The sequence below is a fragment of the Nocardia sp. NBC_01009 genome, assembly GCF_045208035.1.
In the GTDB taxonomy this organism is placed as follows: domain Bacteria; phylum Actinomycetota; class Actinomycetes; order Mycobacteriales; family Mycobacteriaceae; genus Nocardia.
On the sequence record NZ_CP108695.1, the window covers coordinates 578,665 to 594,220 of the forward strand.

The 15,556-nt window shown below is 65.8% G+C and carries 11 protein-coding genes; 7 read left to right on the top strand and 4 right to left on the bottom strand.

All coding sequences use genetic code 11. From position 1 onward, the window contains the following. Positions 1 to 60 precede the first annotated feature (60 nt). The 4 genes from OHA42_RS02665 (at position 61) to OHA42_RS02680 (ending at position 5,867) form a co-directional block, all read left to right on the top strand. Complete coding sequence (locus tag OHA42_RS02665) at positions 61 to 2,655, top strand: LuxR C-terminal-related transcriptional regulator (protein WP_406234267.1); 2,595 nt, start codon at positions 61 to 63, stop codon at positions 2,653 to 2,655. Positions 2,656 to 2,864: 209 nt separating this feature from the next. Continuing rightward, positions 2,865 to 3,302, top strand: a complete 438-nt coding sequence (locus tag OHA42_RS02670; RefSeq protein ID WP_406234269.1) for a hypothetical protein — start codon at positions 2,865 to 2,867, stop codon at positions 3,300 to 3,302. A 104-nt stretch (positions 3,303 to 3,406) separates the two neighbouring features. Continuing rightward, on the top strand, positions 3,407 to 4,618 hold the full coding sequence (locus OHA42_RS02675) for an FxsB family cyclophane-forming radical SAM/SPASM peptide maturase (protein ID WP_406234271.1): 1,212 nt from the start codon (positions 3,407 to 3,409) through the stop codon (positions 4,616 to 4,618). A 10-nt stretch (positions 4,619 to 4,628) separates the two neighbouring features. Beyond that, positions 4,629 to 5,867 (top strand): MFS transporter, encoded by a 1,239-nt coding sequence (locus tag OHA42_RS02680; RefSeq protein WP_406234273.1) that lies wholly within the window; start codon positions 4,629 to 4,631, stop codon positions 5,865 to 5,867. 22 nt (positions 5,868 to 5,889) lie between these two features. On the opposite strand, the gene clpB is transcribed toward OHA42_RS02680, so the two are convergent. Further along, positions 5,890 to 8,445, bottom strand: coding sequence for an ATP-dependent chaperone ClpB (gene clpB, locus OHA42_RS02685; protein WP_406234275.1), 2,556 nt, complete (start codon positions 8,443 to 8,445; stop codon positions 5,890 to 5,892). A 284-nt stretch (positions 8,446 to 8,729) separates the two neighbouring features. On the opposite strand from clpB, the gene OHA42_RS02690 reads away from it, so the two are divergent. From OHA42_RS02690 to OHA42_RS02700, 3 genes are all read left to right on the top strand, one after another. Further along, a complete protein-coding gene (locus OHA42_RS02690) occupies positions 8,730 to 9,665 on the top strand; it encodes an NADP-dependent oxidoreductase (RefSeq protein WP_406234277.1) in 936 nt (311 codons plus the stop codon). A 307-nt stretch (positions 9,666 to 9,972) separates the two neighbouring features. Beyond that, positions 9,973 to 11,136: an FAD-binding oxidoreductase gene (locus tag OHA42_RS02695; protein ID WP_406234279.1), complete on the top strand. Its 1,164-nt coding sequence runs from the start codon at positions 9,973 to 9,975 to the stop codon at positions 11,134 to 11,136. 117 nt (positions 11,137 to 11,253) lie between these two features. Next, a complete protein-coding gene (locus tag OHA42_RS02700; RefSeq protein WP_406239023.1) occupies positions 11,254 to 11,955 on the top strand; it encodes an FAD-binding oxidoreductase in 702 nt (233 codons plus the stop codon). A gap of 273 nt (positions 11,956 to 12,228) precedes the next feature. Here the strand turns inward: OHA42_RS02700 and OHA42_RS02705 are convergent, their stop codons facing one another. The 3 genes from OHA42_RS02705 to dnaJ form a co-directional block, all read right to left on the bottom strand. Continuing rightward, positions 12,229 to 13,398, bottom strand: a complete 1,170-nt coding sequence (locus OHA42_RS02705) for an FAD-binding oxidoreductase (RefSeq protein WP_406234280.1) — start codon at positions 13,396 to 13,398, stop codon at positions 12,229 to 12,231. 530 nt (positions 13,399 to 13,928) lie between these two features. Then, complete coding sequence (locus tag OHA42_RS02710) at positions 13,929 to 14,342, bottom strand: heat shock protein transcriptional repressor HspR (protein WP_406234282.1); 414 nt, start codon at positions 14,340 to 14,342, stop codon at positions 13,929 to 13,931. Then, the gene (gene dnaJ / locus OHA42_RS02715) at positions 14,342 to 15,514 is read right to left on the bottom strand and encodes a molecular chaperone DnaJ (RefSeq protein WP_406234284.1); all 1,173 of its coding nucleotides are present in this window, start codon (positions 15,512 to 15,514) and stop codon (positions 14,342 to 14,344) included. The genes OHA42_RS02710 and dnaJ overlap by 1 nt, the downstream gene beginning before the upstream one ends. Between the last annotated feature and the right edge of the window lie 42 nt (positions 15,515 to 15,556).

Sequence of the window (15,556 nt, forward strand, 5' to 3'; positions counted from 1 at the left end):
TTAGGTTTGCCACCAGATTTGGGGGTTCAGAAATGTTGCGGGCCAGCTACTTTGGACAACGTGTTATATGGCCGGGTCGAAGAACAGTTACGGATCCGGGCATTGCTGAACGGCGCTGCGGCGGGACAAAGTGCCGCATTGCTGATTGTCGCCGACTCGGGCGCCGGAAAGTCCGTGTTGCTGGATCTCGCGGCCAGAATGGCGGGCAATTCCTGGCTGGTGTTGCGCTGCGCGGGCATCGAGAACGCACCGGAATCGCCGTTCGGCGGGCTGCGGCTGCTACTCGCGCCCGCGCTCGGCCACATCGACAGACTGCCGGGGCAACAACGTGCGGCACTCGAGGTGCTCGACATGCCACACGCGGCCGATCGCACGCAGGCCGCCGTCGCCACGGTGTCGCTGCTTGCGGAGCTCTCCAGCACCCAACCGGTGCTGTGCCTGGTCGACGATGCGCACTGGCTCGACCAGCCATCCACCGAGGTGCTGCTGTTCGCCGCGGGGCGCCTCGGGCCCGAGCGGATCGCGCTCCTGTTTGCGGGACGGCCGGAGTTCTCCGGACACGGCCTGCCCGAGATGCGATTGCAATCGCTGCGTGGCGCGGCTCGGCGAACGCTGGCGGCAGCACGGACGACAGAGCAACGCGACCGCTCGACCGCGCCGCCGATCGGTCGTCGCAACCACATAGTCGACAGGCCCGATTGCGCCCGAATGGCGGTACTGGTTGCGGCCACCGAGGAAACCGGTGATCTGGATTTGGTGTTGCGGGTCCTCGCCGATCTCGGTTTGACGGTCGACGCGTTGGAGGCTGCCGAACGGTCCGGCGTGGTGATCGTGATGAACCAATCGGTCAATTTTCCGAATCCAATCGAGCGCGCGGCCGCTTACCGCAACGCACCATTCACGCAGCGACTCGCGGTGCATGCGGCACTGGCCGCGGCGCTCACCGACCAACCCGACCGTCGGGCCTGGCACCTCGCCGCGGCAGCCACCGGGCCCGACGAAACAGCGGCCGCCGCGTTGGAGGCGGTCGCACGGCGCGCACGCACCAGCACCGGATACGCCCGCGCGGCAACAGCATGGGAGCGAGCAGCCCGGCTCAGCCCCGACCCGGCCGACCGGGCCTGCCGCCTGGTCGCCGCCGCCGAAGCGGCCCTCGACGCCGGCCAACACCAGCGAGCTCTCCAGTTGGCGGATGAGACGGTCCACTCGATGGACGCGGGGCCGGAGGATCGGGCCCGGTTGGCCATCGTCCGAGCCCGTAACGAATTCGACCGCGGCTCGCTGCGCGCCGCACACCGGCTGCTTGTCGATGGCGCCGCGGACCTCGCGTCCGTGCAACCACAGCACGCGGCACGGCTGCTGATCGGCGCCGCCACCGCGGCATGGACCACGGGAGATCTGTCGGCGGTGGCCGCCGCCCGGATAGCAATGGCCGAGCTCGACCTCGAAGAGCAGCATGCGCCTTGCCTCGCCGCGGTGGACGGCTTGCTCGCGCTGCAATCCAGTGATCGTCCCGCTGGGGTGCGGCTCATTCGGACGAGCGTGCGACGCATCAGATCCGTGCGCGCCAGCGCGCCGACGACACTGGTCGCGGTGGCAAACCAGGCTACTGCCGCAGGTGATCTCGATGATGCCCGCGACATCTTGGTCGAGCTGTCTCGGACGTGCAGGGAGCTCGCGATGGACGGCTCGCTGCCCGCTGTCAACGGCGCCCTCGGGACCGTCGAGATGCTGCTCGGCCACTTCCGGGAAGCGGAGGTGGCGCTGAGCGAGGGTATGCGCATCGCGCAGGAGGTGAACCAACCGAACCGGATCGGCCAGGCGGAATCCATTCTGGCTGTTATCGCCGCTATCAGCGGCGAGGAAGAAGACTGCCGCAGGCTCACCAAACAGGCCTTGCGCCAAGCCAGTACCGATTTCAACGCCATCGATATCGCACACACCGAGTGGGCGCTCGGACTGCTCGACCTCGCCTACGGTCGCTACGAGGCGTCGATCGATCGGTTCGAGGCGCTGTGGGAGCGACCGGACCGCGCCCTCGGTCAATGGATTCATCTCATGAGCGATCGCGTCGAGGCGGCGGTTCGACTGCGCAGCCCGGAACGCGCGGTCGAACCGATGGCCGCGCTCGAACAGTGGTTCGCGGCAACACATTCACCGTGGATCCAGGCGCATCTACTGCGCTGTCGCGGGATGCTCGACGGCAACGGCGAGGCATACGCGCGCGCACTGGAACTGCACGCCGCCGAACAACGCTGGTTCGATCACGCCCGCACCGCGCTGCTGTACGGCGAATGGCTACGGCGCGACCGCTCCAAGACCAAGGCGCGTTCGGTGCTGCGCGGCGCGGTGAGCACCTTCGAGCGGCTCTATGCCTGGCCCTGGGCCGAACGGGCCCGCACCGAGCTGCGCGCTGCCGGCGAGGCGACCGTGCCGACCGGGTGCGATCTGGCCGCGCTGCTCACACCGCAGGAACTCCAGGTGGTGCGACTCGCGGCGGCGGGCGCGACGAACAAAGAGATCGGCGCTCGGCTGTTACTGAGCCCCAAAACTGTTGCGCACCATCTCTATCGAGCCTTTCCCAAGCTGGGTGTCACCAGCAGGAACGGGCTGGCCCGAGTCGATTTCGGGAGCGGCGCTTCCAACGAAGCCTGATGAGGTCTCTGGTTGCTGGTCGGTCACATGTCCGAACGTTGTCTGATACCGCAGCTGGTTTCGTGGACGTAGCGTCCTGCCTGGGACTGCCGGCAACAGCCGAAGCATCCGTGAGAAACGTGCTGTCACACGCTATCCGGGCATGCAGCCCCAAGCCGGCCGACTACAAGTCGAGGTCGGCCGATCACCTTTGTTGGTAAGGAATCGCCATGACAACAACACTCACCGCTCCGACCGGCGCCGCGGCCGGAATCGGTCTTGCCGAACTGGTCGGAAAGCTGTCGACCGGGTCCGCTGTGCATCCCGCGCTGCAGCGTCATCTGACTCCGCTCATCGACGGCGAAGTTCACGCGTTCAACTCGGCGATCACCAACGACGACCACGCGTTCAACTCGGCCATCACCAACGACGATCACGCGTTCAACTCGGCCATCACCAACGACGACCACGCGTTCAACTCGGCCATCACCAACGACGATCACGCGTTCAACTCGGCCATCACCAACCCCGATCACGCGTTCAACTCGGCCATCACCAACCCCGATCACGCGTTCAACTCGGCCATCACCAACCCCGATCACGCGTTCAACTCGGCCATCACCAACGACGACCACGCCTTCAACTCGGCCATCACCCTGACCCTGTAGGTCCGAAGCAACAGGCCGAAACTCCGGTGGACCCCGGCGCGTCCGTTTCGTCGCACTGGGGTCCACCGGAGGATTCGACCGGACATCGCCAGGAGGCGAAGAAGATGAATCCCGAGGGCGCATCGTGGCCTACGGTCGGACTGGACGTCGAAGGGTTGCGCCGAATCGGTTGGCAGCCGCTTCCTTTCGTCGAGTACGTCATGAAGATCCACAGTCGCTGCAACCTGGCGTGCGACTACTGCTACGTCTATGAAATGGCCGACCAGAGCTGGCGCGACCAACCCAAGAACATGGACGATCGGGTATTCACCGACTCCTGCAAGACAATCGCCGAGCACGCGCGTCGCTTCGCGTTGCCTGCGGTGAATCTGGTGATGCACGGCGGCGAACCGCTACTCGTCGGACACGAGAAGCTGGAGTATTTTGCCCGGTCCGCGCGCGAGCTGCTGGAGCCGATCACCAAGGTGCGCTTAGGAATCCAGACCAACGGCGTGCTGATCGATAAGGAGTTCCTTCGGATCTGCGACCGTTGGGGCATCCAAGTCGGCGTCAGCCTCGACGGTGACCGCGAGGCCAATGATCGCCACCGGAAGTATCGCCGTGGCACGGGCAGCTTCGACGATGTCGCCAAAGGGCTGGAGCTGCTCATCGACGGCGACCATCGACATCTGTACTCCGGGCTCCTGTGCACGGTCGATGTCGAGAACGATCCGATCGAAACCTATGAGGCGCTCGTACAATTCGGCCCGCCCGCGTTGGATTTCCTTTTGCCCCACGGCAACTGGACTACGCCGCCACCGGCCAAGACTGCCGACGCCACCACTACGCCGTACGCCGACTGGCTGATCCCGATCTTCGACCGCTGGTACGCCGCTCCCGAGGTAGAGACCAGGGTCCGGCTCTTCGATGTGGTGATAAAACTGCTGCTCGGTCGCAACGCCTCGACGGAGGCGGTGGGTCTGGCACCGGTCCGCCTCGCGGTGTTCGAGACCGACGGGACCCTGGAACAGGTCGACGAGTTGAAGTCGGCTTTCGCGGGCGCCACCAAGATCGAGCAGGCAGCGACCGGCAACCCGCTCGATGAAGCGCTGTGGGATCCGCATGTGATCGCTCGGCAGATCGGTATCGAGGCATTGAGCGACACCTGCCGGGCCTGCCCCCTCCACAATGTCTGCGGCGGCGGACACTACGTGCACCGGTATCGCGAGGACACCGGCTTCCGGAATCCCTCGATCTATTGCGCCGATCTCGTGAAGTTGATCCGCCACATCGAATCCAGCATCAGGGCCGACATCACGGCAGCAGCAGTCGGATGACAGTGTTCGATTGAACAGCAAGGGAATTCACACGAACAAGGCGTTCGTATTGCTGTGGTCCGGCAATGTTGTTTCGCTGACCGGATTCTTCGGCATTCGCATCGCCTACCCGCTGCTGGTGCTTTCGGTCACCGGTTCCGTGACACTCATGGGCTGGGCGGGGTTCGTGATCACAGTGCCGAGCCTGATCTTTCAGATTCCGGCGGGCATAGCGGCGGACTATTCGGATCGGCGGCGTACCCTGCTGATCTGCCAGCTGTCCGGATTGACCGCGGCCTGTGTCGCAGCCCTGGTTGTCGTTCTGGACGCACCGAACCCGGGCCCGTTCCTCATCGTCGCGGCCTTCGTCGAGGGCACCGCCCACGTCTTCTTCACCCTCAGTGAATTGGGTGCGATCCGTGACATCGTCGACAGCGAGCAGCGCCCTGCGGCGTTCTCGTTCTTCCAGGCGGAGCAGCCCATCGGCTCCGTGCTCGGCCGCGCGTTGGGCGCGGCTGCCTATGGAATGGCACGGTGGTTGCCGTTCGTCATCGATGCTGTCTCGTGCCTGTTGTGCCTGGCGACACTGACGATGATTCGTGGCGACTTCGCGGCGCGAAAGCCGGACGGCGAGCTGCCCAGCGGCGGACGCTGGAGCGTCGCGTGGGAGGGCGTGCGGATCGTATGGACCGAGCCGTTCCTCCGTGCCTCGACGGCAATCAGCGGGCTGTCGAACATGGTCATCCAGGTCGTCATCCTGTTGCTGATCTTCGAGATCGGCACCAGTGGCCGGCCGGTGTGGACGGTCGGCGTGGTGCTCGGTGCGGCTGGTATCGGCGGCATTCTCGGCTCGTTCGCGGCGGCACGGCTCACCACCCGATTCAGTGCGCACGCGGTGTATCGCGGTTCGCTGTGGGCATGGACAGCGCTCCTACTGCTGATCGCCATCAGCTCGAACCCCGCGATCATGGCGGTGTCGTGGTGCGGCATCGGTGGGGTCGGGGCCGTAGTGAATGTGGCGCTGACACTCTTTCGGGTACGCGTTATCCCCGAAGACACGCTCGGCAGAACGGTCGGCGCCGGCAATATCGTGACCGACGGCGCCGTCGCGCTCGGTGCACTGCTCGCGGGCTATGTGCTGACCGCGCTCGGCGCCGCCACCACCGGATGGGTGCTGGTCGGCGCCATGCTCGTCCTCGCGATCTGCGGCAGCCTCGTCGGCCGCAGCCGCGAAGCTCCGCTCGCCGAGACACCCGCACGGGTCGAGTGATCCTCGGCGAGCGACGCCGCGCTTACTTGCCGACGATGAGGCTCTCGCCGTTCGGTGTCACGCTCACCTTGACCGTGTCGCCGTCGGTGATCTCACCGGCCAGCAGCTCCTTCGCCAGGGTGTCGCCGATGGCCTGCTGGATCAGCCTGCGCAGCGGCCGCGCACCGTAGACCGGGTCGTAGCCGCGTACCGCAAGCCAGAACCGTGCCGAATCGCTGACATCCAGCTTCAGCCTGCGCTGCGACAGCCGCTGCTGCAGCTGGTCGAGCTGGATGTCGACGATGGATTCCAGCTGTTCCTCGTCGAGCGGGTGGAACATGACCACATCGTCGAGGCGGTTGAGGAACTCCGGCTTGAACGCCGCACGCACCGCGTTCATCACGAACTCCCGATCGCCGCCCGCACCGAGGTTCGAGGTGAGGATCAGGATGGTGTTGCGGAAGTCGACCGTGCGGCCTTGGCCGTCGGTCAGCCGACCCTCGTCGAGCACGGCGAGCAGGATGTCGAAGACATCCGGGTGCGCCTTCTCGATCTCGTCGAACAGCACCACGGTGTAGGGCCTGCGCCGCACCGCCTCGGTGAGCTGGCCGCCCTGGTCGTAACCGATATAGCCGGGCGGCGCACCGACGAGCCTGGCCACCGCGTGCTTCTCGCTGTACTCGCTCATGTCGATGCGGACCATGGCGCGTTCGTCGTCGAACAGGAAGTCCGCCAACGCCTTTGCCAGCTCCGTCTTACCGACGCCGGTCGGGCCGACGAACAGGAACGAGCCGGTCGGGCGGTTCGGGTCGGCGACGCCCGCGCGCGCCCGTCGTACCGCGTCCGACACTGCCTGCACCGCCTCCGGCTGGCCGACAACGCGCTTGCCGAGCTCGTCCTCCATCCGGAGCAGCTTCTGGGTTTCCCCTTCCATCAGCCTGCCGACCGGGATGCCGGTCCAGGCCGCCACCACCTCGGCGATGTCATCGGGACCGACCTCTTCCTTGAGCATCACCTCGCCGTCACCGGCTGCGGCAGAAGCCTTTTCGGCCTCGGCGAGCTGCTTCTCCAGCGCCGGGATCCGACCGTAGCGCAGCTCGGCGGCCTTGCCGAGGTCACCGTCGCGCTCGGCGCGCTCGGATTCACCACGCAGGGTTTCCAGTTCCTCCTTGAGGACCCGGACCTGGTCGATCGCGCTCTTCTCGTTCTGCCAGCGGGTCATCAGCTGGTTGAGCTTCTCCCGATCGTCGGCGAGCTCCTGGCGCAGTTTCTCCAGACGCTGCTTGGAGGCATCGTCGGTTTCCTTGCTCAGCGCGACTTCCTCGATCTCCAGCCGCCGCACCGCGCGCTCGACCTCATCGATTTCGACAGGGCGGGAATCGATTTCCATGCGCAGCCGCGATGCCGACTCGTCGACGAGGTCGATTGCCTTGTCGGGCAGGAACCGGGAGGTGATGTAGCGGTCGCTGAGGGTGGCCGCGGCGACGAGCGCGGAGTCGGTGATGCGCACGCCGTGGTGCACCTCGTAGCGCTCCTTGATGCCGCGCAGGATGCCGATGGTGTCCTCCACCGACGGCTCACCGACCAGCACCTGCTGGAAGCGGCGCTCCAGTGCGGCGTCCTTTTCGATGTGCTTGCGGTACTCATCCAGTGTGGTGGCGCCGACCATCCGCAGCTCACCGCGGGCGAGCATGGGCTTGATCATGTTGCCCGCGTCCATCGCGGATTCACCGGTCGCGCCCGCGCCGACAATGGTGTGCAGCTCATCGATGAAGGTGATGATCTGTCCCGCACTGTTCTTGATGTCCTCGAGCACGGCCTTGAGCCGCTCCTCGAACTCGCCGCGGTACTTCGCGCCCGCAACCATCGCGCCGAGATCGAGCGAGACAACGGACTTGCCGCGCAACGACTCCGGCACATCACCCGCCACGATGCGCTGGGCGAGGCCCTCCACGATCGCGGTCTTGCCGACGCCCGGTTCGCCGATGAGCACCGGGTTGTTCTTGGTGCGACGGCTCAGCACCTGCACGACGCGGCGGATTTCGTTGTCACGGCCGATCACCGGGTCGAGCTTGCCCGCGCGGGCCGCCTCGGTGAGGTTGGTGGAGTACTTCTCCAACGCCTGGTAGCTGCCCTCGGGGTCCGGGCTGGTCACCCTGGCACTGCCGCGCACCGTGGTGAATGCCTCGCGCAGCGCGTCGGCGGTGGCGCCGTATTTGATGAGCAGCATCGTCACGTCCGAGTCGCCGGCGGCCAGGCCGACCAGGACATGCTCGGTGGAGACGTATTCATCGCCCAGCTCGGTGGCCAGGCGCTGGGCGGCCGTGATGGCGGCCAGGGCTTCGCGGCCGAGTTGCGGGGTCGTGGTCGCGCCGGTCGCCCTCGGCAGCCGGTCGACGATGTCCTGCGCTTCGCGACGGACCGTTGCCGGATCTACCGCGACAGCCTTGAGCAAGGGGGCGGCGATGCCGTCGGTTTGATCCAGCAACGCCACCAGCAAGTGCGCCGGACGAATCTCCGGATTACCCGCGGCGGACGCCGCTTGCAGCGCGGCGGTCAACGCCGCCTGGGTCTTGGTGGTGGGATTGAACGAGTCCACGGTCACCTTCCTACTAGTCGATGTGCACGGCACCGAGGGTTCGCATTCCGCTCGACGCACGATGGGTCGCGCGGCTCGCTGCCGTTCCTCACCGTTCAACGTTGGAAAGGTTGAGTCTGTTCCGCTCAACTTTGAAAATTCTTTCAGCCTCTCGGCTCTTGACAAACGCTACGCCGCGACACCGTCGAATGCGATGAATCACGACGTCGGTGGTGTATGGATACCTACGACGGCGGTTGCCGTTGGATGCGTCACCTCTTCTCCCAATTACAAGGAGCGAACAGATGCGCGCGATCGTGGTACGGAATTTCGGAGCAACACCCGAGTTGACCGACATGCCGGTGCCCGAGCCCGGCGCAGGCAAGGTCCGCGTGCAGTTGGAGGCGGCCGGGGTCAACCCGTTCGATCAGCGGATGGCCACCGGATACCTGGACGGGAAGATGCCGCACGACTTTCCGATGATCCTCGGCGTCGACGGCGCGGGCACGGTGTCCGCGGTCGGGCCGGGCGTCAGCAAGTTCGCCGTCGGCGACCGCGTGGTCGGCAAGTTCCTCACGTCCCCGGCGGGCCACGGCAGCTTCGCCGAGTACGCGGTGTTGCCCGAGACCGGCGCGCTCGCGCGGATCCCGGACGGCATCCCGACCGGCGCGGCCGCGGCACTGCCGACCGCGGGCGTCACCGCACAGGACATTGTGGACGCCACCCGGATCCAGCCGGGCCAGACGGTGCTGGTGGTCGGCGCGACCGGCGGCGTCGGCTCCTTCCTCGTGCAACTGGCGAATATGGCAGGCGCCCACGTCATCGCCACCGCACGCGGCGATGCGGCCGATCAGACGACCCGCCTCGGCGCGGCCGAAACCGTCGACTACACCCAGGGCTCGGTTACCGCGCAGGTCGCGGCCGCCCATCCCGCCGGCATCGACGTGCTGTTCGACGTGGTGAGCCCGCCCGAAGCACTCGCCGAACTGACCACGCTGGTCCGCGACGGCGGCACCGTCTATTCCACCATCTGGTCCGCCGACGAGGCGGCGCTGCGCAAGCGCGGCATCAAGGGCGGCAATATCGAATCCTCCGGCGGCGCACCGGAATTGACTCGCCTGATGAAACGCGTCGCCGAGGGCGATGTGGTCGTGCCGATCGACACGACCGTACCGTTGGCCGAGGCCGCGTCGGTGATCGGCGCCACGGGCGCGCGCGGCAAGACAGTGCTGACCATCTGAAGCGTGTGGTGTGCGCACCCAGCAGCCGGCGATAGCGTGCCGGTCGTTCGAAGGACGGTCGAACAGATCCACCGAAATGCCGAACCGGTCGCGCCCGCGGTCCGCACAAACGTCGGTGAATAACGCCTGCTACAACTGGTGAGACAGGCCCGCCGCGCACAGTGTTTGCCCACCGATTACCGTTGGCCGAGCCGTGATGGGCCATACCCACACGACCACGGGATTTTCGGGGATACTTGACCGCGGAGGACCGCCGGTTACGGGTATGTCCTCGGGCAGCAATCAGAGGGAAAGGAAGCTCGACGTCGTGGATGCGCGTTCGGCTGCGCTGGTCCGCGCCAACTTCCGTTCGGTGATCGAGTCACCCAACGGATCCGAGCGGTTGATCAGTGCGTTCTATGGTCACCTCTTCGCGGAAAACCCCCAACTGCGCGAGCTGTTTCCGCCTGCCATGGATATGCAGGCAAAACGGCTGGTGACGGCCATCCAGTATGTGCTCGACCATCTGGAGGACTGGGAGCGCGCGCAGAAGTTTCTCGAGCAGCTGGCTCGCGACCATCGCAAGTACGGCGTATTGCCCGGACACTACGATGCCGCAGGCCGGGCGCTGCTGGCCGCCTGTCGTAGCTTCAACTACAACAACGGCGTCTGGAATCGCACGCTCGAGGAGGGCTGGCGCGACATCACCATCCTCATCTCCGCCTCCATGGCCATCGGCGCCAACTCCGACAAATCGCGCCCGTCCTGGGAAGCGACGGTCGTCGGCCATCGCCGGGTGCTGGAGGACTTGGCGATCGTGCGGCTGCAGTCCGAGAGCCCGATCCCGTATCAGGCCGGACAGTACGTGCCGATCGTGGTGCCGCAGCGACCGAAGATGTGGCGCTATCTCTCGCCCGCGATTCCGGCAAATCCCTACGGCGAGATCGAATTCCACGTCCGCAAGATCCGCGGCGGCTGGGTGAGCCCCGCGATCGTGAACGAAACCCGCGTCGGCGACAAGTGGACGATCGCCAACCCGCTCGGCGGGCTGCACGTCGACCGGGACAGCGGCCGCGACGTGCTGCTGATCGGCTCGGGCACCGGTATCGCCCCGCTGCGCGCGCAGCTCATCGAAATGGGCCAGCGCGGCATCAACCCGCGCGTGCACTTCTTCATCGGCGGCCGCTACCCGTGCGAGTTGTACGACGTGGATAACATGTGGCAGCTCTCGCAGAGCAATCCGTGGCTCACCATCGTCCCGGTCTGCGAACAGAAGACCAACCCGTGGTGGTACCCGCATCCGCCCGCGGATGCGCCCTACGGCATGCACCGGACGCTGATCGGTAATCTCGGTGCAGTGGTCGCGAGCTTCGGTGCGTGGGCGGATCGGCAGATCCAGATCGCCGGATCGGCGCGGATGATCGCCGACACCCGCCGCGCGCTGATAGCAGTGGGTACCCCGGAGTCGATTATCAGCTCCGACCCTGTGTAGAACGAGGAGGCTCCGTTGGGGGACTTGCACGGCAACGGTGCTTCGCCCGATCACCGCACACCGCCCGATTTCGACGCCCCGCCCGAATGGAAGGCGACCGTCGTCGGCCATCATCGGCTGCGCCACGACCTCGCGGTGATCCGGCTGATCGGCGAGTTCGTGCCGTTCACCGCGGGCCAGTCCGTCGAGGTGCGGGTGCCGCAGCAGCCGAGCATGCGGCGAAGATTCTCCCCCGCCCTGCCGCCTTCGCTGGACGGCAAGCTCGAATTCCATGTTCGAACCGTGCCGGGCGGCTGGTGCAGCGGCTCCATCGTCGCCGACACCGCACCGGGTGACCAATGGCAGATCACCGCCCCGGCAGGCACGTTCGCCGTCGATCCCGACGGCGACGAGGTGGTGATGATCGCGGGCGGCACGGGCCTTGCCCCGATGCGCGCCCAGATCCTCGACCTGGCCAGGCACGAAGACCCGCCGCCCACCTACCTGTTCATCGGCGGCAGCTCCCCCCGCGACCTATACGCCGCCGACATGCTCTACCTGCTGACCGGCGAATTGCCCTGGCTCACCGTCATCCCGGTGGTAGAAACCCCGGACGATCCCGGCTGGGTCGACGACTGGTACGAACAGTCCCGCGTAGACATCGGCTTCCCGCCCGACGACATGCTCCACGGCACCCTCGCCGACGTGGTCGGCTCACACGGCGCTTTCGCCAACCACCAGGTGCTCGTCTGCGGCTCCCCCGCCATGACCCGCGCAACGGTCGACCGACTCATCTCAACCGGAACCCCCGCCGAGAGAATCCAATTCGAGGGAATCTGACCAACAGACCCGCCCGGAGCAGTTCGTCCAGCGACACGCCGCTCCGGGCCGCTTCACACGCAGCACCGGCGCATCCAACAAAGTCGCAAGCTTCCCACCAACGCCCCCACTCGGCACGATGACACCTTCCGAGCGAAGCGAGACCGAGCACTAGAGTTCGCGGCCCGTCTCGCTTCCGAGCCGTCGAAGCGCATGCGACGAAGTCGCGAGTCTCGACGGCTCGGAAGCGAGACCAAGGGGCCGCGAACACGCAGCGCCGCAGGCGCTGCCAAATCAAAACAGCGGGTCGTGGCGGATGTTCTTGGTCTGGGTGCCCGCTGCCATCAGGCGGAACTTGGTGGTCTGCACCATGGATGGCGATCCGACGATCTGGACGTCGCGGTCGGCCCATGACCCGTAGCTGGCGACGACCTTGCCGATCTGTCCGGTCATTCGTGGTTCCAGCCCGGGCCAGGTGCGCTCCGGTTCACCGGAGTCCACGTGCCACCACGGGTTTTCGTCGCTCTCGGTCACCGGAGTCACGGTGAGCCACTTATTGGCCACGGCGAGCGCGCTGAGCGTTTCGAGATCGTAGAGGTCGCAGGGGTGATGCCCGCCGACGAATAGGTGCACGCGGGGATTGATCCGCCGCTGCGCCATCGCCATGAGCTGGGCGCGTAGTGGGGCGAGACCGGTGCCGCAGCCGACCATCAGCATCTTGCGCTTGCTGTTGCGTGGGATGCCGAGCCCGCCGAGGGGGGACCCGAGTAGCCACTTGTCGCCGATGTTCGTGTGGCCGACCATCGCCGGGCTGACCCAGCCGCCCAGCACGCTACGGATGTGGAATTCGATCTCGCCGTTGGCGTTCGCGGGCACGGCGGGCGACAGATAGCGCCACATCCGCGGCCGGGACGGTATCTGCACACTGATGTACTGGCCTGCGGCGAACTGCATCGGCTGGTCCAGCTGCAACCGCACGACGGTCAGGTTGCGCAGCACGTCGCGGCGCTCGACCACGGTCCCGGTCCACACCGCGGGCGTGGTCTCCTTCTCCGCTGCGCCGATCATGGTTTCGCCGATGATGGTCAGGCCTTCGTCCCAGGCCCGCTCCACTTCATCGGTCCACATCTCGGTGCCTGCGAAAATCCGCATCGCGGCCTTCAACGAGTTGGCCACCGCGACGTAATGCTCGGGCTGCACACCGTATTTGCGGTGATCGCGGCCGAGTTGGGCCAGGAACGGTAGTAACTTGTTCGGCTCCTCGAGCCGGTCCAGCGCGTAGGCGATGGCTTTGACCAATCGGTCACGCTGTGCATCCATTGCTGCCGGGAAGAATTCGCGAGCGTGCGGGTAATCCGTGAACAAGATCGCGTAAAACGAACTTGCCAGTCTCGCGGACCCACCTTCCTCCGCAGCAACCGCCTTGAACGTCGTTCTTATCAAAGCGACAGTCCGCGAATCCATTTGTGTCACAACCCCATTTCGCCCTCGTACACAAACCGAGCCGGCGAGTGAGGTGCTGCGGGACACTCGACAGCAGCCGACGCAACCGAGTGTAGGTGAGGTTTGCCAGCAACGGAATCATCCGTGAAAACATCACGCGTGAAATTCTCCTGAAACGAGGACCCGAAACGCGAAACGCCGCAGAAACCGACTGGGGGATCGATAATTTGGGTGAAATCAGTCACAGACTCACTGAATTTGTGAGATCCATTTTGCAAGGTTCATCCTGATCCAGCACACCGAGCGATCACACGGCAACTCCGAAATGTTGCCGATTACCTAGGGTCAGCAACCTTTACGCACCCGGCCGCCCGGCGACCGACCGGAAATCGCGAGACGACCGCTCGACCGATACGTCACGCGGGCCGTCGTGCGCGCCAATGGATCCGGCATCCCTCCGGCTATCGCCGTGCCTCGACGACATCGGGCCCCGGGTTTCGGTTCACGCGTGATGAACCGAAACACCGGGGCCCGATGGTTGCCAGGAAGTGTCAGCGCCGATGCCGGGGCTGCCACACCACCAATGCGGTACTGCGTTGTGGCGGTGAAAGATCCGGGCGATAGCCCGCGCGCAGCCGCTCCACTTCGGCCGCCAAATCGGCGACGTGCTGCTGCAATTCCGCCACCTGATTGGTGAGTTCGATAATGCGCTTGATGCCTGCGAGATTGACGCCCTCGTCCTGGGACAGCCGCTGCACCTCGCGCAGCAGCTCGACATCCCGGGCCGAGTAGCGCCTACCGCCGCCCGAAGTCCGTTGTGGCGTAACCAGTCCGAGGCGGTCATAGGTGCGCAGTGTCTGCGCGTGCATGCCCGCCAACTGTGCGGCCACCGAGATCATGAAGACCTGAGCCTCGGTACGGCCCGGGTTGGGCCCACCTGACGCATTCTTCGGATCACCGGACATCACGCACCTGCCCATCCCGCACGTGGATCGAACCCGCTGGTCTTCTCCGCATCCGCGTAGCGCCGCAGCGCCTCGGAAGCATTGTCGTCCAGCTTCTGCGGCACGGCGACCTTGACGGTGACCAGCAGATCACCGGCACCGCCGCCGGGGCCGCGCTTCGGCACGCCACGACCACGCACCCGTAGGATGCGGCCGTCCGCAGTGCCCGGAGGCACCTTGACGCCGACGCGCCCTTCCAGCGTGGGCACCGAAACGGTTGTGCCCAATACCAATTCACTGTAACTGACCGGAAGCACCAGGGTCAGGTCGTCGCCGTTGCGGCCGAAGACCTTGTCCTGGCTGACGTGCACGGTGACGAAGAGGTCGCCCGAAGGCGCACCACGCAGCCCCGCCTCGCCCTGTCCGGCCAGCCGAATCTTCTGTCCGTCACTGACACCCGGCGGGATCCGCACCGTGATGGTGCGGGTCCGGTTCTGGATGCCACTGCCGTGGCAGTCGACGCACGGGTCGTCGATGATCGAGCCGGTGCCACGGCATTCGTCGCAGGGTTCACTGAAACCGAACGCGCCCTGGTTGCGGCTGATGACGCCGTTTCCATTGCAGATAGGGCACACTCGGGGACTTGTCCCCGGCTTCGCGCCACTGCCGTGACACGTCGTACACGGTGACGGACTTGTCATCCGCAGCGGAACGGTGACACCTTGCGCGGCTTCACGGAAGCCGAGCGTGGTCTCGGTCTCCACATCGGCGCCACGGCGTGGGCGACTGCCCGTGGTCCGGGTGCCACCTCGGTTGAACAGGCCACCGAGGAGGTCGCCGAGGCCACCGTCGCCCGCATTCGCCTGACCGAAGATGTCGCCGATATTGAAGTCCTGGGAGAACCCACCGCCCGTACCGGGTGTGAACCCGCCGCCCCGGCCATACGCACCGCCACCGGCGAAAAGCTTTCGCGTTTCGTCGTATTCCTTGCGTTTGGCCGGATCGGACAGCACGGCATGCGCCTCGCTGACGGACTTGAAGCGCTCCTCGGCCTTGGTGTCACCGGGATTGGCATCCGGGTGCAGGTCACGAGCGAGCTTGCGATACGCCTTCTTGATCTCGTCCTGGGAGGCGCTGGAGGAAACGCCCAGCTCCTTGTAGAAGTCCTTTTCGATCCACTCCCGTTGACTCACCGGGCATCTCCTCCTCTCACTGTGCTTGACCTGCGGCGCTCC